The organism is Nocardiopsis sp. N85 (genome assembly GCF_028882275.1).
In the GTDB taxonomy this organism is placed as follows: domain Bacteria; phylum Actinomycetota; class Actinomycetes; order Streptosporangiales; family Streptosporangiaceae; genus Nocardiopsis; species Nocardiopsis lambiniae.
In genome coordinates, this window is sequence record NZ_JARBUT010000001.1 from 480,857 (window position 1) to 501,386 (window position 20,530).

The following is a 20,530-nucleotide window of genomic DNA, read 5'->3' on the forward strand; positions in this document are numbered from 1 at the left end:
CCTTGAGGGCGACCCCCGCCCCAAGGGAAGGTGGACCCCCGGTGACCGCCACGGGAACCCCCGCCCCGTGGACGACGACCGGACCGTCCCCCCGGGAGAACTACCCTGAGAACCGTGGCAGGCCGGATCAAAGACGAAGACATCGCCCTGGTGCGAGAGCGCACCCCCATCGCGGACGTGATCGGCGAGTACCTCCAGCTCCGCAACGCCGGAGGCGGCTCGCTGAAGGGTCTGTGCCCCTTCCACGACGAGAAGTCCCCCTCCTTCAACGTCACCCCCGCCAAGAACCTCTACTATTGTTTCGGTTGTGGTGAGGGCGGGGACGCCATCTCCTTCGTGCAGAAGATCGAGGGGTTGGCGTTCGCCGAGGCGGTCGAGTCCCTGGCCCGCCAGCTCGGCGTGACGCTGCGCTACGAGGAGAGCGGCGGCCGCTCCACCCGACGCGACGAGGGAAAACGGCAGCGCATGCTGGACGCGCACCGGGCCGCCGCCGAGTTCTACGCCGAGCGGTTGCTCTCCCCGGGGGCGGTGGAGGCCCGCCGCTTCCTGACCGAGCGCGGGTTCACACGGGCCCACGCCGAGCACTTCGGCCTGGGCTACGCCCCCGCCGGGTGGGAGAACCTCACCTCCCACCTGCGCCGCAAGGGCTTCACCGATGCCGAGCTCATCGCCGGGGGACTGGCCAGCCAGGGACGGCGCGGAGCCTACGACCGGTTCCGCAACCGGTTGCTGTGGCCGGTGCGCGAGGTCACCGGGGAGGTGGTCGGGTTCGGCGCCCGCAAGTTGGATCCGAGCGAGGACGGCCCCAAGTACCTCAACTCCCCCGAGAGTCCCATCTTCCACAAGAGCCGCCTGTTGTACGGCTTGGACCTGGCCAAACGGGATATCTCCCAGAAGGGTCAGGCGGTCATCGTCGAGGGCTACACCGACGTCATGGCCTGCCACCTGGCCGGGGTGACCACCGCCGTGGCCACCTGCGGCACCTCGTTCGGCGAGGACCACCTCAAGATCCTGCGCCGCCTGCTGCTCGGCCGCACCAACCAGGACGGACGGGTGATCTTCACCTTCGACGGCGACGCCGCCGGACAGAAGGCCGCGGTGCGCGCCTTCGCCGAGGAGCACGGGTTCGCCTCCGAGACGTTCGTCGCGGTACAGCCCGACGGCCTGGACCCGTGCGACCTGCGCCTCCAACGGGGCGACCAGGCCGTGGTCGACCTGGTCGACCACCCGGTGCCGCTGTACGAGTTCATGGTCCGCAAGGTCATCGAGGGCTACGACCTGTCCGCCCCCGAGGGGCGCATCGCCGCCCTGGACGCCGCCGCTCCGGTGGTGGCGAGTATCCGCAACCACGGTGTGCGCAAGCTCTACGGCACCAACCTGGACCGCTGGCTGGGCATCCTCGACGAGTCGTTCGTGCTCGACCGGGTCAACCGGCACATACGGCGGGGAAGCGGCCAGGGGGGGCAGGGCGGCCGTCCGGCCCCGGTCGGACCGGGGCCCACCCCCACACCCGATGCCCGGGAGGCCCCCTACGACCTGCGCGACCCCTCGGTGCAGCGGGAGCGACAGGCGCTGAAGATCGCCGTCCAGTTCCCCGCGCTGGCCGTCGGCTTCGACGCGTTCACCGCCGACGACTTCACCGTTCCCCAGCACAGGGCGATGCTCACGCTCATCGCCGGGCTCGGCGGGGTCTCCGCCGTCCGGGACCCCGCGTCCTGGGCCGGGCACCTGCGCGACGCCGCGCCCACCGAGGCGCAGCGCGATTTCCTGACCCGTTTGGCGGTGGAACAACTGGAGTTCTATGGAGAACTCGACGGACATTCCGCCCGACAAATACTGGGCACAGTCAGAACTCATTCCATCAACCGGCGCGAGTCAAACCTGAGATCGGAGTTGTCCCGCCTGGGCGGCACCGATCAGGTCGAGGAGCAACAGCGGTTGCTGACCGAGCTCATGGCCCTCCAACAGCAGAAACGCGCCCTTCAAGAGGAGTTCGCCGGAGGCATGTAGCACGAAGGTGACAATAATGCTCCTCCCTATGGCGGCGTGTGGAAGTGCACAATGGTGGAGTGGCTCCCACGGTTGTGACCAATGAAATTCCGCCCATTCGTCAGGTGGTGCGGCTGCTCCCCGACGCCGGTCGGGGCACGGTCAGTCGCGGCGAGGTGGCCTCGGCGCTGGAGCGCCTGGACGCGCCCCCCGACCTCCTGGACGAGGCGGTCGCCCTCCTGGCCCGCGTCGGTGTGGAGGTGTCCGATCCCGAGGACGCCCCCCTGGTCCCCGACGGGGGACGGCGTTCGGGCTCGGACCTGGTCCGGCTCTACCTGCGCGAGATCGGCCGGGTCCCCCTGCTCACCGCCGAGGAGGAGGTGGAACTGGCCAAGGCGATCGAGGCGGGTCTGTACGCGCGCAGATGCGAACCGGTCGAAGGGGTGCGTTCGAGGCAGGAACTCGACACGCTCATGGAACAGGGCGAAAAGGCCAAGCGGGCACTCATAGAGGCGAACCTCCGGTTGGTGGTGTCGATCGCCAAACGCTATATGGGACGCGGTCTGCTTTTTCTCGACCTCATCCAGGAAGGCAACCTCGGACTCATTCGAGCGGTGGAGAAGTTCGATTACGCCAAGGGGTTCAAATTCTCCACCTATGCCACGTGGTGGATTCGTCAGGCGATCACCCGGGCGATCGCCGACCAGGCCCGCACGATCCGCATTCCGGTGCACATGGTCGAGACCATCAACAAACTCGTCCGGGTCCAACACCAACTGCATCAGCAACTGGGCCGCGAACCCAACATCGAGGAGATCTCCTCGGCCGCCGGTTTCGGCGGAGAACGCGTCCTGGAGATCCAGCGGATGGCCCGTGAACCCGTCTCGTTGCAGACGCCCATCGGCGAGGAGGAGTCCGACTTCGGGGACTTCATCGAGGACTCCGACGCGGTCGTTCCCGTGGAGGCGGCGGCCTTCACCCTCCTCCAGGAGCACCTGCGTCACATCCTGGGCGACCTGTCCGAGCGCGAACAGCGCATCCTGCGACTGCGCTTCGGCATGGCCGACGGGTACCCCCGCACCCTGGAGGAGGTCGGCCGCGAATTCGGGGTGACACGCGAGCGCATCCGCCAGATCGAGGCCAAGACCCTGGCCAAACTCCGCCACCCCTCGCGCGCCGGCACCCTGCGGGACTTCCTCTGAGCGGTGTCCCGACCCGCGTCCCGCTCCGGCCCCCTCGCGGCCCTGGACGGGCCGCCCGCGGCCTCGGACGTCGTTTCCGCAGGACGGCCCCTCCGTCGGCCTCCGGTGACCCCGGGGGTGCCGACCATCGCTCCAACGGATGGGGCGATACAGGGGTTCCCCGCGCCGACCGAACGGCCTGATGTGGCCGCGATGGCGCGACCGGGCGGGTTTCGTGACCCGGAGGCCCTACGGTCGAAGGGTGAACGCCACACCACCGACGAGCACCGGTGCCACCTTCTCCGGCCGACGTCCGCTGCTCGCCCTGGGCGCGGTCCTCACCGCGGGAGTACTGATCACGGGGGTCTTCGTGGCAGCGTCCGGGAACCGACCCCAGCGGATCGGCTACTTCGCCGACTGGAACGTGGCCAACCGCGACTTCACCATCAAGAACCTGGCGGACAGCGGTGCCCCCGCCCGTCTGGACCGGCTCATGTGGGCCTTCGGCGACGTCTCCTCCGAGGGTCGATGCCACGTCCCCGGCGGCCACGACCAGGCCTGGGAGCTGTACCAGCGCCGCTACGACGCGGACGAGAGCGTCAGTGGTGAGCCGGACGACTACAGGCAGGAGCTCGCCGGCAGCCTCCACCAGCTGCGGCTGCTCCAACAGGAGCACCCGGACCTGAGGGCCAGCCTGTCCCTGGGCGGATGGAACTGGTCGCGCCACTTCTCCACGGCGGCCCGCACCGAGGAGTCCCGCCGGGAGTTCGTGGCCTCCTGCGTCGACCTGTGGCTGCGCGGCGACCTGCCGGTGCGCGAGGACGAACCCCAGGGCGGGGAGGGCGCCGCCGCGGGCGTCTTCGACGGCATCGACCTGGACTGGGAGTGGCCCGGCGGCGGTGGTCGCCCCGACAACGTCGAACACCCCGACGACGCGGCCAACTTCACCCTGCTGGTCGTGGAGTTCCGCCGCCAACTGGACGCCCTGGCGGCCGAGACCGGCAGGGACTACACGCTCTCGGCGTCGCTGTCGGGCTCCCCGGACCAGGCGGCCGCCTACGAGGTGGAGATCTTCGAGCACCTCGACTTCGCCACCGTGCAGGGCTACGACTTCTCCGGACCCTGGAACACCGAGACCGCCTACCACTCCAACCTCTACCCGCCCGCACAGGACCCCGACGCCAACAGCGTCGACGCGGCCGTGTCCCGGTTCGTCGACCTGGGCGCCCCGTCCGAGAAGCTCGTCCTGGGCATCCCGGCCTTCGGGCGCGGCTGGCAGGGCGTGGACGACGTCGACCACGGCCTGGGCCGCCCCGCCCTGCCCGCGGACGACGCCTATGACGGCCCCACCATGGCCTTCTCCGACCTGGAGGCCCTGGACGGCGAACGCTTCCTGGACGAGGAGGCGGGCGCGTTCTCGGTGCGGGTCGGCGACCAGTGGTGGACCTACGACGACCCCGACGTCATCGCGATCAAGGGCGACTACGTGCTGGGCCGAGGGCTGGGCGGCCTCATGGTGTGGAACCTCGACATGGATCCCACCGGCGACCTGGTGCGCGCCATGGACGACTCCCTCGACTGAGCGGGCACGCGGCGCGGCGTGGTTGCGCGCTCGTTCGGGCGGGTCCACCCTGGGCGCCATGGCCGACCCGCATCGCACTCCGCCCGCAACCGCCGACCCGCACCGCGCCCCCGACATCGACGCCCTGCGCCGGGACCTCACGGAGGCGGTCCACGGCACCGTCGCCTTCGATCCCGGCACCCGGGCCCTGTACACCTCCGACGCCTCCAACTACCGCGTGGTCCCGCTCGCGGTGGTCCTGCCCGCCACGATCGAGGACTGCGCGGCGGCCGTCCGCGTCTGCGCCGACCACGGCGTCCCCGTCACCCCCCGCGGCGGCGGCACCTCCATCGCGGGCAACGCCATCGGCCCCGGCGTGGTCATCGACACCTCCCGCCACCTGTGCGCCATCGAGCACGTCGACCCCGTCGCCCGCACCGCCACCGTCCAACCCGGCGTCGTCCTGGACGACCTGCGGGCGGCCACCGCCGACCACGGTCTGACCTTCGCCCCCGATCCCTCCACCCACAGCCGGTGCACGATCGGCGGCATGGTCGGCAACAACGCCTGCGGATCCCACTCGGTGGCCTGGGGCACCACCGCCGACAACATCGTCTCCCTGGAGGTACTGCTCGCCGACGGCACCCGGATGACCGTCGGTTCCGCCCACACCGCCGAGGAGTGCGAGGCCCTGGGCCGCCGCCCCGGACGGGAGGGGGAGGTCCACCGCGCGTTGGCCCGCCTCGTCGACGCGCACCGCGCCGAACTGCGCACCGCCATGCCGGAGTTCCGCCGCCGGGTCTCCGGCTACTCACTGGACCGACTGCTGCCGGAGAAGGGCCGCAACGTCGCCGCCGCCCTCGTCGGCACCGAGGGCACGTGCGCGTTCGTCCTGCGCGCCACGGTCCGCCTGGTGGAGACGCCGCCGGCGCGGGCGCTGGCCGTCCTGGGTTACCCCGACGCCCCGGCCGCCGCCGACGCCGTCCCCGATCTGCTCGGACACGCCCCGCTCACCGTCGAGGGCATCAACGACCGCATGGTCGCCGCACTGGACGGTCGGCCGGGCGGGACCCGGGTGGCCCTGCCGGCGGGCGGTGCGTGGCTGCTGGTGGAGATGGCCGGGACCGACCCCGGCGAAGCGGTGTCGGCCGCCCGGCGGATGCTCGACGCCCTGCCTCCGGCCTCGCGGCCCGCCGACTCCCTCGTGGTGTCCGACCCCGCCCACCGGCGTGCCCTGTGGCGCATCCGCGAGGAGGGGGCCGGACTCACCCAGCGCACCCCGGCCGGCGAGGACGCATGGTCGGGATGGGAGGACGCCGCGGTGCCCCCGGAGAACCTCGGCGCCTACCTGCGCGACTTCGACGACCTCATGGAACGGCACGGCCGCTTCGGGGTGGTCTACGGCCACTTCGGTGACGGCTGCCTGCACGTGCGCATCGACTTCGAGCTCACCACCGAGGTCGGCCGCGTCGCCTACCGCGGGTTCCTGGAGGAGGCCGCCGATCTGGTCGTGCGGCACGGTGGCTCCCTGTCGGGGGAGCACGGCGACGGCCGGGCCCGTTCGGCGCTGCTCTCCCGCATGTACCCGCCCGGGCTGGTGCGGGCCTTCGGGGAGTTCAAGCGGATCTTCGACCCCGAGGGGCTCATGAACCCCGGGGTCATCGTCGACCCCCGCCCCGTGGACGCCGACGTCCGGTTGGCGGCCCGCCCCCTGCCCCTGCTGGACGAGGCGACCCTGGCCTATCGGGAGGACCGGGGAGACCCGGCCCGGGCGCTGCGCCGCTGTTCGGGGGTGGGCAAGTGCCGCCGCCACGACGGGCCGGGCGTCATGTGCCCCAGCTACCAGGTCACCCGCGAGGAACGGCACTCCACCCGGGGGCGGGCCCACCTGCTGTTCGAGATGGCCGCGGGCGAGGTCATCACGGACGGCTGGGACTCGGAGGAGGTGCGCGAGAGCCTGGACCTGTGCCTGTCGTGCAAGGGGTGTCTGAGCGACTGCCCGGTCAACGTGGACATGGCCGCCTACAAGGCGGAGTTCCTGCACCGGCACTACCGGGGACGGGCGCGGCCGGCGGCGCACTACTCGATGGGTTGGCTGCCGGTGTGGGCCCGCCTGGCCGCGCTGGCGCCGGCCGAGGTCGACCGGACACTGCGTCTGCCGGGCGTCTCCCGCCTGGCCAAACGGGTCGCGGGGGTGGCCGCCCGCCGCGACCTCCCCGAGTTCGCCCGCACCACGTTCACCCGTGCCTTCCGGCGGCGCGTCGCCCGGGGCCGGGCCCGATCGGACGGGCCGCGCGTGGTGCTGTGGCCCGACACCTTCGGCGAGCACATGGACCCGCGGATCCCGGCGGCGGCGGTGCGGGTGCTGGAGGACGCCGGGTTCACGGTGGTCCTGCCCCGGGGGCCGGTGTGCTGCGGGTTGACCTGGGTCTCCACCGGCCAGCTCGGGGTGGCCCGCACCGTGATGCGCCGTGCCCTGCGGGCCCTGCTCCCGCTGGTGGACGCGGGGCTGCCGGTGGTGGGGCTCGAACCGAGCTGTACCGCGGCGCTCCGCCACGACCTGGTGGAACTGGTGCCGGGACCGGAGAGCGAACGGGTCGCCGCCTCGGTGCGCACCCTGGCGGGGTTCCTGCTGGAGCGCGCCCCGAACTGGCGGCCGCCCCGGGTGCCGGCGGCGGCCCTGGCCCAGGTGCACTGCCATCAGCACGCGGTACTGGGTTTCGACGCCGACCGCGAACTCATCGCCCGGGCGGGGGTGGAGGGCGAGGTCCTGGACTCGGGGTGCTGCGGGCTGGCCGGTGACTTCGGATTCACCGAAGGGCACTACGAGGTCTCCACGGCCATCGGCGAACGCGACCTGCTGCCCCGGGTGCGCGCCGCCGACGCCGACACCCTGGTGCTCGCCGACGGCTACAGCTGCCGTACGCAGGTCCTCCAGGGCACCGGGCGTCGCCCGCTGCACCTGGCCGAACTCCTCGCCAGGGGGCTGGACGCCCGGCAGGCGTGAGTCAGACGCCCATCTGGTCGTGGAGCAGCTCCAGGGCCCGGGACACCGCGTCGGACAGGCGGGGGTCCAGTTCGTCGACGCCTTCGCCCAGGTGGATCCGCCAGGAGATCTCGGTCCCACCGGGATCTCGGCGGGCCACCAGGCGAAAGCCCGTGGTGGAATCCGGTCGGGGGAAGGGCACGAAGCGATTGACCAGAATGGTGGCGGTGACCCGTTCGGAGACGGCCTCGGCCAATCGGCGGTAGTCGACCGCCGCCGGTCCCGAACGCAACGCCACCGTCCGCTCCCCGGCGCCCTCCTCGATGAAGGTCAGCGCCTCGGTCGACCACCGGGCCCGGTCGATGTCCCGCCACGGCACGGCACGGCCGTCGGGCAGGTACAGCGCGTCGGTGGTGGCCACCAGCGCCGCCTCGTCCCCGGCCGGGGCGGCGACGGGCGCGTGCGCCAGCACGCGCTCGCCCCTCCCCAGCCGGGAACGCACGGAGGCCGGCGCACGCCGGCCCAGTGGGCTCATGGGCGACCTGTGGTGCCGTTGTGCCCGCCCGCCCCGTTGCGCCGCGCGTCGGCACCGTCGCCGTTGACGGTCTCCCACTCGACGAGGTCGATCTCCTCGTCGGTGGGCCGGGCGAGGAAGTCGCGCACGGAGCTGATGGGCATCTTGGAGACGGTCTTGTCGTACACGGTGCGGCCCGCGTTGCTCACCTGGGCCCCCACCAGGCCGGCGACCTCCTGGACGACGGGGCTGTCGGCGACCTTGCGGGCGGAGCGGGTGATCTGTTCGTAGCGGGCCCTGCCCGCCTTGGCGCCCAGGACGTAGCCGATGGCCAGTCCGGCGGCGAACGTGATCCGGTAGCGCATGGGTACCTCTTCATGCCTCGGAGACGGGTCGTGTTCCGTGTCTCGCACGTTACCCTGTCGCGGTGGTGCCCACACGGGCGACACCGGTCACGAGCACTCCGGAAGAGCGCTAGTCTATTGGTGTCGCCACAGCCCACCGGGCCCGGCGCGAACATGATCCCGCGTAGCTCAATTGGCAGAGCAGCCGGCTGTTAACCGGCAGGTTATTGGTTCGAGTCCAATCGCGGGAGCCAGGGAAAAACCGGTCGCGGTCCTCCGGGTCCGGACGCTAGGATGTTCCCGAAGCCGAGGCCCGGCGGGCCCGGCGCGAACGCGATCCCGCGTAGCTCAATTGGCAGAGCAGCCGGCTGTTAACCGGCAGGTTATTGGTTCGAGTCCAATCGCGGGAGCAGATCAGGACGAGGGTTCCTCCCCATCGGGGAGGGGCCCTTTCGTCGTGTGGGGGGTGGGGGCGTTCGAGGGCCCGCGGCTCCGGGCCGGGGGCCCGGGCGCGCGGAGGGCCGGGTCAGACCCGGGCGAGGGCGCCCACCAGCAGGCGGCGGTTGCGCTGGGGCATCTGGTAGCTGCCCGGCACCGGCGGGGCGACCGGCAGGGTCCGCCAGCGCTGCACCTCGATGAGTCCGGGACTGAGGACCTCCCAGTCGGCCAGGAGGGCGAGGATCTCCTCGCGCGAGCGCCAGTAGCCCGAGTTCAGGCGGGTGCGGAACACCCGCTGCAACTGCTCGGCGCGGTTGGCGTCCTTGGGGTAGACCGCCGACTCGGGGCGGTGGTAGTGGCTGACCACGGCGTGGCTGCCCGCGGGCAGCAGCCCGCGCAGGGCGGTCAGGTGCTCGGTCGGGTTGTCGACGGTGCCCACGTGCGAGAGGGTGCCGGCCAGGAGCAGGCCCACGGGCCGGTCCGGGTCGAGGAAGCCGCCGATGGCGGGGTCGGTGCTCAGGGCGTGGGGCCGGGTGAGGTGGCCCTCCACGGCGATGGTCCGGTCGTCGCGCACCAGGGCCCGGTGATGGGCCAGCACCATGAGGTCGTCGGTGACGTAGACGACCTTCGCCGCCGGCGCGATCTCGTGGGGGTCCCCGGGGGCGGGCAGACCCGCGCCGAGCTGGACGAACTGGTCGATTCCGAGGTCCTCGGAGAGGTGGCGCACCGCACGCTGGAGGAACGCCCGCTCGCCCATGACCAGGTCCTGGAAACCGGGGGCGACCTGTTCGGCTTCGAGGGCGAGGTCGCGGTCCACCTCGAAGTGGTCCTTGCCCTTGAGGTGGAAGGAGTGCAGCCGGGCCAGACTCGGCCGGGCCAGATCGACGACGGGTGGGGGGTTGGCGTGCTCCCGCCGGGTCCCCGCCTGCCTCAGGAAATCGGGGGAGGTGAATCGCGACATCGCCGTCCTCTTGTCTGAGGTGGGGAAGTATGGCCGACATCAGGATTCTATTCATCGTTGGCCGGGTTGTTAACCGAGTACGGGACACAGGTCGTAAAAATCGGCGGCCTCGGTGCCCTTCACGTGGTGCGCGGGGTGGGTTAAGGCCACCTTGGGGTGGCTAGGAGTTATATGTGCAATGTCCAATTATGAGAGGAATCTGATGCGCCTTCCCGGGTGCGGGAACCCCTACTGCGAAGCGTCTTTCGGCCATCGGTGTCGCTCCGTGGGACTCATGTGACGCACGGGGTGCGTCGTCGCCTCGCCCGTGTCCCCGCACTCGTGGGATGCCCTCGAACACGGGAATTGGTCCGTCCCCCATATCTCTGTCGAAGTGGAGATAAATGCGAGAGCGTGTCCGCTGCCTGCGACAATCCCGTTCCCGTCATCGATAATGGCACCGGTCGGGCAAAGGCGACGACCCCGGGAAATGCCGGAGCGACCTCGCGCCGCCCCCCGTACGATCGCCGCTAGCCTGGGGGCATGGACCGTCCCTACACCATCCTCAGTTGCGCCATGTCGGTCGACGGGCGCATCGACGACACCGGTCCCGATCGGCTGCGCCTGTCCAACGAGGCCGACTTCGCCGAGGTCGACGAGCTGCGCGCGCGGTGCGACGCCATCCTCGTCGGCGCGGGCACCCTGCGCACCGACGACCCCCGTCTGCTCGTGCGCTCCGAACGGCTGCGCGCCCGCCGACGCGAGGAGGGGCGGACCGAGAACCTGCTCAAGGCCGTGATCACCCGGGTCGGGGACATCGACCTCGGAGCGCGGTTCTTCACCACCGGGGACGCCGGGGCGGTCGTCTACACCGGAGGACCGGGGGTGGACGTGGTCCGCGACCGGATGGCGGGCCGCCCCACCGGGCCGCCGCCGGTGGACGTCGTCGACGCCGGCGACCCGCCCACCGTGAAGGCGATCCAGACCGACCTGGCCGCCCGGGGCGTGCGGCGCCTGCTGGTGGAGGGCGGCGGACACGTCCACACCATGTTCCTCACCGCGGGACGGGTCGACGAGATCCGGCTCGCCATCGCCCCGTTCTTCGTGGGCGAGGCCGACGCCCCGTCCTTCGTCCACCCGGGGGTCTTCCCCCGTACCCCGGCCTCGCCCATGCGCCTGGTGGAGACACGGACGATCGGCGACATGGCGATCCTGCGCTACCGCCTGGACGCGGACGACCCGGCATGACCACCGGTCCCGTTCCCGCCCCGGGGGAGGCCGACGCCCATTGGCTGCGGCGCGCCATCGACCTGTCCCGCCGGTGCCCGCCCTCCACCACCGCCTTCTCGGTCGGCGCGGTCGTGGTGGCCGCCGACGGCACGGTGCTCGGGGAGGGCCACTCACGTCGCGACGACCCCCACGATCACGCCGAGGAGGTCGCCCTGCGCGAGGTGGACCCCGACGACCTCCGGCTCGCCGGCGCCACCCTGTACTCGTCGCTGGAACCGTGCAGTTCCCGTGCCTCGCGGCCGCGCTCCTGCTCGGCGCTCATCCTCACCACCCCGATCCCGCGGGTGGTGCTCGCCTGGCGCGAACCCGCCGTGTTCGTGGACTGCGACGGGGCCGAACGGCTGCGCGCCGTCGGTCGCACCGTGGTGGAGCGCCCCGACCTCGCGGACGGGGTCCGCGAGGTCAACGCCCACCTGCTCGGCTGAGCCGACCCACCGGGGTCGGCCCCCACCGGGGTCGGCCCGTCAGAGCCGGTCCACGTCCACGACGCGCACCACGGCGCGGCCTTCGGCGTCGGAGGCCGCCAGGTCCACTTCGGCGGAGATGCCCCAGTCGTGATCGCCGGCCGGGTCGGCGAGGATCTGCCGCACCCGCCACAGCCCGTCCTCCTCCTCGATGAGGAGCATCTTCGGGCCGCGCGCGTCAGGGCCGATGCCCATCGTGTCGTGCTCGGCGAAGTACTCCTCCACGGCGTCCTCCCAGGCCTCGGAGTCCCACTCGCCCGCGTCCTCCAGCGCGCCCAGATCGCGGTAGCGACGGCGGGCCGCCAGCTCCACCCGACGGAACAGCTCGTTGCGCACCAGCACCCGGAAGGCACGGGCGTTGGCGGTGACCGGGCGGATCCGCTCCTCGGTCTCCTTCTCGTCCGGCGTGTCCTCCTGCGGGTTGGTGAGCCGCTCCCACTCGTCGAGAAGGCTGGAGTCGACCTGACGGACCAGCTCGCCCATCCACGCGATGATGTCGCGCAGCTCCTCGGTCTTGGAGTCGTCGGGCACCGTCTGGTCCAGGGCCTTGTAGGCGCCCGCCAGGTAGCGCAGCACCAGCCCCTCCGAGCGCGCCAGCTCGTAGAAGCCGACGTACTCGACGAAGTTCATCGCCCGCTCGTACATGTCGCGGGCCACGCTCTTGGGCCGCAACGGGTGGTCGCCCACCCAGGGGTGGCCGCGCCGGTAGGTGTCGTAGGCGTGGGAGAGCAGTTCCTCCAGCGGTCTGGGGTAGTCGACGTCCTCCAGGAGCTCCATGCGCTCCTCGTACTCGATGCCCTCTCCCTTCATCCGCTGGACGGCCTCCCCGCGCGCCTTGTTGAGCTGCGCGCCGAGGATCTGTCGGGGATCGTCCAGGGTGGACTCCACGATGCTGAGCACGTCCAGGGCGTAGGACGGCGACTCGCGGTCCAGCAGCTCCAGCGAGGCCAGCGCGAAGGTCGACAACGGCTGATTGAGCGCGAAGTCGGATTGCAGGTCCACGGTGAGCCGGGCGGTGCGGCCCTGCTCGTCGGGGTCGGGCAGGGCCTCCACGATGCCGCCGTCCAACAGGGAGCGGTAGATGGCGATCGCCTCGTGGATGTGCCTGCGCTGGGTCCTGCGGTCGTCGTGGTTCTCGGTCAACAGGTGCTTCATCGCGGTGAAGCAGTTGCCGGGGCGGGCGATGACGCTCAGGAGCATCGCGTTGCTCACCCGGAACCGGGAGGTCAGCGGCTCGGGGTCGGCCTCGATGAGCTTCTCGAACGTGGCCTTGTCCCACGACACGAAGCCCTCGGGCGCCTTCTTGCGCACGACCTTGCGCCGCTTCTTGGGGTCCTCGCCCGCCTTGGTCAGCGCCTTCTCGTTCTCGATCACGTGCTCGGGGGCCAACGCCACCACGTTGCCGACGGTGTCGAACCCGGCGCGCCCCGCCCGCCCGGCGATCTGGTGGAACTCGCGGGCCCGCAACCGGCGCACCCGCACCCCGTCGTACTTGCTCAGCGCGGTGAACATCACGGTGCGGATGGGCACGTTGACGCCCACCCCCAGGGTGTCGGTGCCGCAGATGACCTTGAGCAGGCCGCGCTGGGCCAGCCGCTCGACCAGCCGGCGGTACTTGGGCAGCATCCCGGCGTGGTGCACGCCGATGCCGTGGCGCACGTACCGGGACAGGTTGCGGCCGAACTTCGTGGTGAACCGGAAGTCGCCGATCTCCCCGGCGATCGCCGCCTTCTCCTCTTTGGTGCACATGTTGATACTGGTCAGCGATTGAGCGCGCTCGATCGCCTGCGCCTGGGTGAAGTGGACGATGTACACGGGCGCGTCGCCGCCCTGGAGCAGTTCCTCCAGGGTCTCGTGCAGCGGGGTGACCCGGTAGTCGTAGTAGAGGGGGACGGGGCGCTCGGCCGAGAAGACCACGGCGGTGGACCGTCCGGTGCGCTTCTCCAGGTCCTCCTCGAACCGGCTGACGTCGCCCAGGGTCGCCGACATGAGCAGGAACTGCGCCTGGGGCATCTCCAGGAGCGGCACCTGCCAGGCCCAGCCGCGGTCCGGTTCGGCGTAGAAGTGGAACTCGTCCATGACGACCGTGTTGATGTCGGCCTTACCACCCTCGGCCAGGGCGATCTGGGCCAGCACCTCGGCGGTGCAGCACACGATGGGCGCGTCCGCGTTGACACTGGCGTCACCGGTCATCATGCCGACGTTCTCGGTGCCGAAGATCTTGCACAGGTCGAAGAACTTCTCCGAGACCAGGGCCTTGATGGGCGCGGTGTAGAACGCGCACTCGTCGCGGGCCAGCGCGGCGAAGAGCGCGCCGGTGGCGACCATGCTCTTCCCGGAGCCGGTCGGGGTGTTGAGGATGACGTTCGACCCGGAGACGACCTCGATGAGGGCCTCCTCCTGGTGCGGGTAGAGGGTGAGACCCCGCTCCTCGGCCCAGGCGGCGAACGCCTCGAAGAGGGAATCGGGTTCGGGTTCGGCCGGAAGCACATCGATGAGACTCACGGTCTCTATACTGCCCGTTCCCGTCGCCCGCCCGGAACGGCGACGGCGGACGCGCCGAGGGCGCGCCCGCCGTGGGTGGACCCGGGTCCTAGATCAGGCCGAGCTGCTTGACGGTGTCGCGCTCCTCGACGAGCTCCTGGACGGAGGCGTCGATGCGCCCGCGGGAGAACTCGTCGATCTCCAGACCCTGGACGATCTCCCACCTGCCGTCGCGGGACACGACGGGGAAGGAGGAGATGAGGCCCTCGGGCACGCCGTAGGAGCCGTCGGACGGGATGGCGGCGGAGGTCCAGTCGCCCTCGGGGGTGCCGTTGACCCAGTCGTGGACGTGGTCGATGGCGGCGTTGGCGGCGGAGGCGGCCGAGGAGGCGCCCCGGGCCTCGATGATCGCGGCGCCGCGCTTGGCGACGGTCGGGATGAAGTCGTTCGCCAGCCACTCCTGGTCGTTCACGGCCTTGGCCGCGCTGACGCCGTCGACCTCGGCGTTGAACAGGTCGGGGTACTGGGTGGCGGAGTGGTTGCCCCAGATCGTGAGCTTCTTGATGTCGGTGATCGACACGTCGAGCTTCTTGGCGAGCTGGGTGAGCGCGCGGTTGTGGTCGAGCCGGGTCATGGCGGTGAAGCGCTCGGCCGGGACGTCCGGGGCGTGGCTCTGGGCGATGAGTGCGTTGGTGTTGGCGGGGTTGCCCACCACCAGTACGCGGATGTCGTCGGCGGCGCCGGCGTTGATGGCCTCGCCCTGGGGCTTGAAGATGCCGCCGTTGGCCTGGAGGAGGTCACCGCGCTCCATGCCCTTGCCGCGGGGGCGGGCGCCGACGAGCAGGGCCACGTTGGCGCCCTCGAAGGCCTGACGCGGGTCGTCGAAGATGTCGATGCCCTGAAGCAGCGGGAAGGCGCAGTCGTCGAGCTCCATCGCGGTGCCCTCGGCGGCCTTGACGGCCTGCGGGATCTCCAGCAGACGCAGCTTCACCGGGGTGTCGGCGCCCAGCAGCTGACCGGAGGCGATCCTGAACAGCAGGGCGTAGCCGATCTGGCCGGCGGCGCCGGTGACGGTGACGTTGACGGGTGCTTTGGACATGGCGTGAACTCTCCTGACGACGATGTGCGACCCGCGATGTTACCAACGGGTAGGGAACGGCGCCGGTGCCGGGCGCCGGGGTCGCTCCGGTCGCGCGCCGCACCACACCACCCTAGTCCGCCCCGTGCCACGCACCGTGACCCAGGTGCGGTCAAGACGGCCCGCGCCGTCACGGCGCCCGGCATCCCTTGCGCGGTAACGGATTCGCGACTCGGAAACGTCGGACACACCCTGTTAGGATGACGTTCGCCGATGACGGCGGGCCGGTAGCTCAGCTGGTTAGAGCAGGGGACTCATAATCCCTGGGTCGCGGGTTCGAGTCCTGCCCGGCCTACCCCGCCTCACCTGCGTGAACGTCGATTTCCTGTGGCCCCGCCCCGGGATTTCGACACCCGGGGCGACAACTTATGCGCGGGTTCAACGTGAAAGGCGCGGAAACCTTGAGACCGTTTCCGCGTCCTTTGTCCTTTTCCTGGTAGGGCGTCACGCTCCCGTTCGCCGCGTCGCGACACGGTCCGTCGGCGGCGCTCCGGGGGCTCGGGGATCGCGTGAAGTCACCCTGCCCGGGGACGCCGCTCGTCTAGACTCGGCCTCCGGTCCGGCTCCGGCCCCGGTCTCCTCCAGCCGTGGTGTCCCACCTCTCAGAACCACCCTGCAACCGGCATCGTCGGACGGATCGTTAGTACGGGTGTATCCGACGGACCGGAGAGGCGTGTGATGGGGGAGCGAGAGCGCGGGTCCCACCGCGCCCCGCGACGGCGCGGCCGGACCACCTGGGCGGGGGCGCTGACGCGCACCGCGGCCGCGATCCTGGTGGGGGTGGTGCTCGTGACCGTTCTGCACGCCGTGATCTCCCGGGACGTGGACGCCCGACCCGCCGACCCGGATCCGCAGACGCCCGCCGCTCCACCCGGACGCCCCTTCACGAGCCTCGTCGACCGGATCGGCGTCTCCCGGGACACCGCGCAGGCCGACGTCGACCTGGACGGCGCGGGCCACAGCCTCTCCGCCCAGGCCCTGGCCACCGCGGGGTGGACCCCCGGCCGGGAGATCACCCTCCTGGGCACCACCCTGGAACTCCCCGACTACGCCCCCGGCCGTCCCGACCACCTCGTCGCCGACGGCCAGGAGGTGCGGCTCGACGGCCGGTACGGGTCGCTGACGTTCCTGCTCACCGCCACCGGCGCGGGGGGCGCCCCGGTCACCGGGACCGGGCGGGTCGTCTACACCGACGGGACCGGGACGGCGCTCCCGCTCACGGCTCCCGACTGGGTGGCCGGCCCGGCCGGCGGGGCCTCCCTCGTCCTGCCCTACGCCAACTCGCGGGAGGAGGGCGGTCCCAGCGGCACGCTGGGCTCGGTGCGCCTGTACGCGCGGTCGGTGCCCGTCGACCCCACCCGGGAGATCTCCCACGTCGTACTGCCCCGCGTGGAGGCCGGGAACCTGCACGTCTTCTCCGTGGGCGGACGAGCCGCCGACGAGGGATGGACCGGTACCTGGACCCGGGCCACCTCCGGTTACCTGGAGGTCGGCCCCTGGCAGGACCAGACGCTCCGGCTGCCGGTGCGCACCACCACCGGCGGCCACCGCGTCCGCATCCGTCTGGACAACACCTTCGCCGCCGGGCCGGTCACCATCGGCTCCGCCTCCCTCGCCCTGCGCGACGGCGGCGGGGCGGGGACCCTCGGCTCGGCCGTCCCGCTCACCTTCGACGGCCGGCCCGACGTGTCCATCCCGGCCGGGGGACAGGTCTTCAGCGATCCCGTCGACATGCTCCTGCCCCCGCAGACCGACGTCCTGGTCGGCCTGTACCTGCCCGACCCGGTGGTCGCCGCTCCGGTGCACTACGCGGCCGGGGACACCGGTTACCTCAGCGAACCGGGCGGCGGGGACCAGACCCTCGACACCACCGGGTTCCCGTTCACCGGCCGTCTCTACCAGTGGCCCTTCCTCACCGGTGTCGAGGTCCTCGACGGCCCCGGAGCGATCGTCACCCTCGGGGACTCCATCACCGACGGGGCCCGTTCCACCCGGGACGGCCACACCCGCTGGCCGGACGTGCTCAGCGCGCGTCTGCACGCGCGGACCGACCTGCCCCACCTCGGGGTGCTCAACGCCGGCATCGCCGGCAATCACGTGGTCCGCGACGCCTACCCGGGGGAGGGGGTCTCGATCAACGCCTCCGGGGTCTCCCTGCTGCACCGGGCCCCCCGGGACGTGTTCGGGCAGAGTGGCGTGACGACGGTCGTCATCTTCGCCGGCATCAACGACCTGCGCTGGGGCACCCCGCCGGAACAGGTCATCGCGGGGCTGGAGGAACTCGCCGTCCAGAGCCGGGACCGGGGGCTGCGCGTGTTCGTGGCGACGCTCGGCCCGTGCGCCGGCGAGGCGCGCTGCACCCCCCGGGTGGACGCCGCCCGCCGAACCGTCAACGACCACCTGCTCTCCCGCGGCTCGGAGGCCTCCTCGCCGTTCGACGGAGTATGGGACTTCGACGCGGTCCTGCGCGACCCGGAGGACCCCGCCCGGCTCCTGCCCGCCTACGACTCCGGCGACCACATCCATCCCGGGGACGCGGGCCTGCGCGCCCTGGCCGAGTCGGTGGACCTGGACCTGCTGACCGGTCGGCCCCGCGTCAGCGGGGACACCCCAGATGATGGTGGATGACCAGGTCCACGTAGACGGCGCCCAGGTCGTCCAGGCTCAGCCCGCCCTCGGGCCGGTACCAGTGCAGCAGTGAGTCGAAGGTGTCGAGCACCTCGTCGGTGGCCCTGCCCGGGTCGGTCACGTGGAACACGCCTTCGAGCACGCCGTCGGCGACGATCCCCCGGATGTGCTCGCGATAGGCGCGGTTGAGCGCCACGATCTCTCGGTGCCGCGTCGGATGGACGGCGCGCAGCACCGGAAGGATCTCGTGCGCCAGCGCCGTGGCGGTGCGGTGCCGCCATCCCGTCTCCACGTGCCGTACGACCAGCGCCGACATGCGTTCGATCGCGCGGGACTCGGGATCGTCGGCGGCCAGTTGGCCTTGGACGCGCTCCCGGGTCGACCGCAGGACCACGGCGTGGATCAGGTCGAAACGGGTCGGGAAGGCGCGTCTGAGGGCGGCGGTGTCGGCCCCGGTCCGTGCCGCGATCCGTCGGGTCAGATCGGACATGGGCAGCCCTCGGGACCCGTGCTCGGCGAACAACCGCGCGGCACAGTCCAGGACGGGGGCCGTGGCGCGGAGTGCGTGAGGGGAGGTGTCGGCCGTCAAGTGCAGTGTCTCGTCGCTCGGGCGCGCGTCGCCGAGGGGACGCCGACGCGCTTCGGGATTCCTTGTGTGAATCGCTTTCGAGGATATCCGTGATCGCGCGAAGAAAGGGGGGAACGGCGGAACTCGATGGTGAATGGCGAGGTTTTGTGTCCCATGTGGACCATGCGAGGAATGTCGCGTCGACGTGCCGTCCGTGCCGCCGTCGCCGTGGGGGACGTACGGCACGGACGGCCTTCGGTGCGGCTCAGACCTGCCCGGTCGGCTGGACTCCCCCCTGGATCCGTCCGGTCGTGAGCGGGACCAGATCGTCCACCCGTTCGGTGGCGATCGCGTCCACCCCCATTCCCACCAGTCGCGCCATCTCCGAGAAATCGTTCACCGTCCACGCGGCGACCGAATATCCGAAACGGTGCATTTCCCCGATCGAATCGCGGGTGAGAAGGGTGTGGTGCGTCCCCAGGAACACCGGCCGCAGACCGCGCAGTGTCGACTCCGCGGGCGGGGTCGGCTGGTCCCAGGCGAGCATGAGGCGGGCGTCGGGGTTCTGGGCGCGCAGGGCGGCCAGGGTCTCGGTGGAACCGGTGTGGAGCACGCGCGCGGTCCCCCGGTCGCGCAACAGCGCGTCGGCGGCCAGGGCGGCCTCCGGGGAGCAGGAGTCGAGGAGGAGGGGAGGCCCCTCGTCGTCCCGGAACTCCGCGACGACCTCCATCAGGGTCGGGATGCGCCGTTCCACGTCGTCGCGGGCTCCGGCGAGTTCGGCGAGGGTCAGATCGGCCACCGGCCGCGGCGGGGACCCCGGGGTCGCCACGGTGCGTTCGTCGACCAGGACGGGGTACCCGTCCGAGGTCAGGTGGACGTCGATCTTGACCAGGTCGGCCCCGGCGCGCCAGGCTGAGCGCAGGGCCGGGAGCGTGTTCCCGGGGAAACGTGCGGTGTCTCCGCGCAGTGCGATGGACAACGTCATGGTGTCAAGGGTGGCAAAGACCACCGGCGTACGTGGGGTAAACAGGAAAAACGCCGAAACCGGTCGGGCGGGACGCCCCCGAGGAGCGGGGCGCGCCGGTGTGTCCTGCGTGTTCCCCCGCGATTGCGAGCGGACTCACGTCGCCGGACAGCCGTCCGGGGTGCCGTGAACTGGGAAACTTTGTTACATGACGTCGTGACCGCACGGCGTCCCGGCCAGGCCCCCGACTGTGAGGCGAACGATGATTCCGGACCAGCGACGAGAGCACATCCTCAAGCTCCTTCAAGAGCGTCACGTGCTGAGTATCAACGAGCTCACCTCGATGCTGTCCGTGTCCCACATGACCGTCCGGCGCGATATCCAGGCGCTGGAGAACGACGGCAAGGTCCTGTCGGTGACCGGAGGCGTCCGGCTCGCGGCGCGGCTCAAGAGCGAGCCCTCCTACCTGGCCAAGGCCCAGCTGGAGGTGCCCGCCAAGCGGTCCATCGCGCGGGCCGCGGCCGAGCTGGTGCGTGAGAACTTCACCATCTACCTCGACGCGGGCACGACCACCCTCCAGATGGTGCCGCTGCTCACCGACAAGGTCGGGCTCACCGTCATCACCAGTGACTTCAACGTCGTCGGCCACCTGATGGAGTATCCGGGGATCGAGCTCATCCACACCGGCGGAGTGGTCTCGCACTCCGACCACTCCTCGGTGGGCCGGTTCACCGCCGAGTTCCTCAAGCAGGTCAACGTGGACCTGGCGTTCATCGCCAGCAGTTCCTGGGACGTCGACCGCGGTTCGACCACCCCGTCGGAGGCCAAGGTGATCGCCAAGCAGGAACTGCTGCGCATCGCCTCCAAGAGCGTGCTCACGGTGGACAGCACCAAGTACGGGAAGTTCGGCACGTTCCGGGTGGCCAGCCTGGAGGAGTTCGACCTCATCGTCACCGACGACCGGTTGCCGCGTTCCGCCGTGGACGAGCTGGCCGAGCGCGACGTGCGCCTGAAGCTGGTGGAGTGCGAGGGCTGACGCCC

15 protein-coding genes and 3 tRNA genes are annotated in these 20,530 nt (G+C 71.2%); 11 read left to right on the top strand and 7 right to left on the bottom strand.

The features are described 5' to 3' along the window. Window positions 1-114: 114 nt before the first annotated feature. The 4 genes from dnaG to PWG71_RS01975 all read left to right on the top strand — a co-directional run bounded on the left by dnaG (window position 115) and on the right by PWG71_RS01975 (window position 7,738). Entirely contained in the window at window positions 115-2,010 is a 1,896-nt protein-coding gene (gene dnaG / locus PWG71_RS01960) for a DNA primase (protein ID WP_274807707.1), read from the top strand. A gap of 104 nt (window positions 2,011-2,114) precedes the next feature. Further along, window positions 2,115-3,191 carry an RNA polymerase sigma factor RpoD gene (gene rpoD / locus PWG71_RS01965; RefSeq protein ID WP_274808110.1) on the top strand — a complete coding sequence of 359 codons (1,077 nt, stop codon included), beginning with the start codon at window positions 2,115-2,117 and terminating at the stop codon, window positions 3,189-3,191. A 241-nt stretch (window positions 3,192-3,432) separates the two neighbouring features. Further along, window positions 3,433-4,752, top strand: a complete 1,320-nt coding sequence (locus PWG71_RS01970; protein WP_274807708.1) for a glycoside hydrolase family 18 protein — start codon at window positions 3,433-3,435, stop codon at window positions 4,750-4,752. Between the two features lie 58 nt (window positions 4,753-4,810). Beyond that, window positions 4,811-7,738, top strand: a complete 2,928-nt coding sequence (locus tag PWG71_RS01975) for an FAD-binding and (Fe-S)-binding domain-containing protein (protein ID WP_274807709.1) — start codon at window positions 4,811-4,813, stop codon at window positions 7,736-7,738. Window position 7,739: 1 nt separating this feature from the next. On the opposite strand, the gene PWG71_RS01980 is transcribed toward PWG71_RS01975, so the two are convergent. Next, the gene (locus PWG71_RS01980) at window positions 7,740-8,252 is read right to left on the bottom strand and encodes a hypothetical protein (RefSeq protein ID WP_274807710.1); all 513 of its coding nucleotides are present in this window, start codon (window positions 8,250-8,252) and stop codon (window positions 7,740-7,742) included. Then, complete coding sequence (locus PWG71_RS01985) at window positions 8,249-8,596, bottom strand: hypothetical protein (protein ID WP_274807711.1); 348 nt, start codon at window positions 8,594-8,596, stop codon at window positions 8,249-8,251. Before PWG71_RS01985 ends, PWG71_RS01980 begins: the two co-directional genes overlap by 4 nt. 157 nt (window positions 8,597-8,753) lie before the next feature. Between PWG71_RS01985 and PWG71_RS01990 the strand changes: the two genes are divergently transcribed. Together PWG71_RS01990 and PWG71_RS01995 are read left to right on the top strand one after the other, a co-directional pair. Continuing rightward, window positions 8,754-8,829 (top strand) — tRNA-Asn (locus PWG71_RS01990). Window positions 8,830-8,912: 83 nt separating this feature from the next. Then, a tRNA-Asn gene (locus PWG71_RS01995) sits at window positions 8,913-8,985 on the top strand. Window positions 8,986-9,101: 116 nt separating this feature from the next. Here the strand turns inward: PWG71_RS01995 and PWG71_RS02000 are convergent. Next, window positions 9,102-9,974: an SAM-dependent methyltransferase gene (locus PWG71_RS02000; RefSeq protein ID WP_274807712.1), complete on the bottom strand. Its 873-nt coding sequence runs from the start codon at window positions 9,972-9,974 to the stop codon at window positions 9,102-9,104. A gap of 522 nt (window positions 9,975-10,496) precedes the next feature. On the opposite strand from PWG71_RS02000, the gene PWG71_RS02005 reads away from it, so the two are divergent. Beyond that, window positions 10,497-11,201, top strand: coding sequence for a RibD family protein (locus tag PWG71_RS02005; protein ID WP_274807713.1), 705 nt, complete (start codon window positions 10,497-10,499; stop codon window positions 11,199-11,201). Continuing rightward, complete coding sequence (locus PWG71_RS02010; protein WP_274807714.1) at window positions 11,198-11,668, top strand: dCMP deaminase; 471 nt, start codon at window positions 11,198-11,200, stop codon at window positions 11,666-11,668. Before PWG71_RS02005 ends, PWG71_RS02010 begins: the two co-directional genes overlap by 4 nt. Before the next feature lie 39 nt (window positions 11,669-11,707). Here the strand turns inward: PWG71_RS02010 and PWG71_RS02015 are convergent, their stop codons facing one another. Together PWG71_RS02015 and PWG71_RS02020 are read right to left on the bottom strand one after the other, a co-directional pair. After that, window positions 11,708-14,197 (bottom strand): DEAD/DEAH box helicase, encoded by a 2,490-nt coding sequence (locus PWG71_RS02015; RefSeq protein ID WP_274808111.1) that lies wholly within the window; start codon window positions 14,195-14,197, stop codon window positions 11,708-11,710. Between the two features lie 103 nt (window positions 14,198-14,300). Next, entirely contained in the window at window positions 14,301-15,290 is a 990-nt protein-coding gene (locus PWG71_RS02020) for a malate dehydrogenase (protein WP_274807715.1), read from the bottom strand. 260 nt (window positions 15,291-15,550) lie between these two features. Between PWG71_RS02020 and PWG71_RS02025 the strand changes: the two genes are divergently transcribed. Both PWG71_RS02025 and PWG71_RS02030 read left to right on the top strand, forming a co-directional pair. Then, a tRNA-Ile gene (locus PWG71_RS02025) sits at window positions 15,551-15,624 on the top strand. Window positions 15,625-16,007: 383 nt separating this feature from the next. Then, window positions 16,008-17,957, top strand: a complete 1,950-nt coding sequence (locus PWG71_RS02030) for an SGNH/GDSL hydrolase family protein (protein ID WP_274807716.1) — start codon at window positions 16,008-16,010, stop codon at window positions 17,955-17,957. Here PWG71_RS02030 and PWG71_RS02035 read toward each other — a convergent pair. Both PWG71_RS02035 and PWG71_RS02040 read right to left on the bottom strand, forming a co-directional pair. Continuing rightward, the gene (locus tag PWG71_RS02035) at window positions 17,926-18,546 is read right to left on the bottom strand and encodes a TetR/AcrR family transcriptional regulator (RefSeq protein ID WP_274807717.1); all 621 of its coding nucleotides are present in this window, start codon (window positions 18,544-18,546) and stop codon (window positions 17,926-17,928) included. The two genes, PWG71_RS02030 and PWG71_RS02035, sit on opposite strands and share 32 nt — an antisense overlap. Window positions 18,547-18,790: 244 nt before the next feature. Further along, window positions 18,791-19,510 (bottom strand): glycerophosphodiester phosphodiesterase, encoded by a 720-nt coding sequence (locus PWG71_RS02040; RefSeq protein ID WP_274807718.1) that lies wholly within the window; start codon window positions 19,508-19,510, stop codon window positions 18,791-18,793. Window positions 19,511-19,751: 241 nt separating this feature from the next. Between PWG71_RS02040 and PWG71_RS02045 the strand changes: the two genes are divergently transcribed. Beyond that, window positions 19,752-20,525, top strand: coding sequence for a DeoR/GlpR family DNA-binding transcription regulator (locus PWG71_RS02045; RefSeq protein ID WP_274807719.1), 774 nt, complete (start codon window positions 19,752-19,754; stop codon window positions 20,523-20,525). Window positions 20,526-20,530 lie beyond the last annotated feature (5 nt).